Genomic DNA, 990 nt, shown 5'->3' on the forward strand with positions numbered 1-990 from the left:
GGCACCCCGCAAGGGCAAGCGTAAAGATCTTCCTTTATTCGGCGGAATTGAGTCCGGCGGCACTGTGGATGTTCCTTCACGGGTATTCGGCGATAAGCGATATAGGCAAAGATCTTTCGGCTAAATATCTTCTTTATGAAGCGCGCATTATAATAACCTGAGTCCAGTGCTATTTCAGTACAGTAACGCCCAAAAAGCTCTCTTAAATGATCCAGCTGGGCGGGAAGCACCTGATGGCCGGGGATATTCGCGGCGGTGACTTCAGAAGCAATAATAAAATTATGAAGGGCATCGACCACGCGGTGTTCAAAATAAGCAAAACGCCCTCGTTTCTCATGCTTGACCGATAAGCGTGCGTCCGCATCAACCGGGCTCTGATTTACTCGTTTTAATACGTTCTTCTCTTTTTTTGCCCTCAAGGGCTTCTTGCCATATCGTTCTCGAAATTCATTAATAAACTCTAGATTTTCTTCCTCTTGAACGGTTGTTTGTGTATAATACACTTCTCGTTTTCGTTTATTTGCATTGGCTTTTAATTCGGTTTCATCTGCCACCCAAATATCATGCGAAAGAAACCCTTCCTGATCAATAGCTCTCAAATGATCACAGAAAAGTTCTTGCCAAAAAGCCGGTCCACCCAGCCGGTTAGATAAAAACTTTGAAATAGTTGAATGGTCTGGCACCTTCTGAAAGGGAGAAATGCCTAGAAACCAGCGGTAGGTCGCGTTTTGTTGAACTTGTTTACACGTAAAACGAACAGAACGAAAGCCCTCCAGCATCTGAATCATTAAGATTTTGATCAATACAACAGGGTCGGCCGTAGGCCGTCCGATTCGCTGAGGGTAATACACTTTTAATTTTTTATAAAGCTGGTGCCAGTCCATCACTTGGTCTATTTGGACAAGCTGATGGGAAGCATCATACATGTGAAGATAGAACGCCCGGTTTTGTTCAATTTCCTGGTAGGTGTGAGAAAAGAACATAAAAAAA

The 990-nt window shown here is 43.7% G+C and carries 1 protein-coding gene; it reads right to left on the reverse strand.

The annotated features are described in order from the left end of the window. Nucleotides 1–990: transposase (locus QY97_RS19300; protein ID WP_157761924.1), on the reverse strand; the 990-nt coding region annotated here is incomplete at both ends.

Origin of the sequence: Bacillus thermotolerans (assembly GCF_000812025.2) — a bacterium.
In the GTDB taxonomy this organism is placed as follows: Bacteria; Bacillota; Bacilli; order Bacillales; family Domibacillaceae; genus Quasibacillus; species Quasibacillus thermotolerans.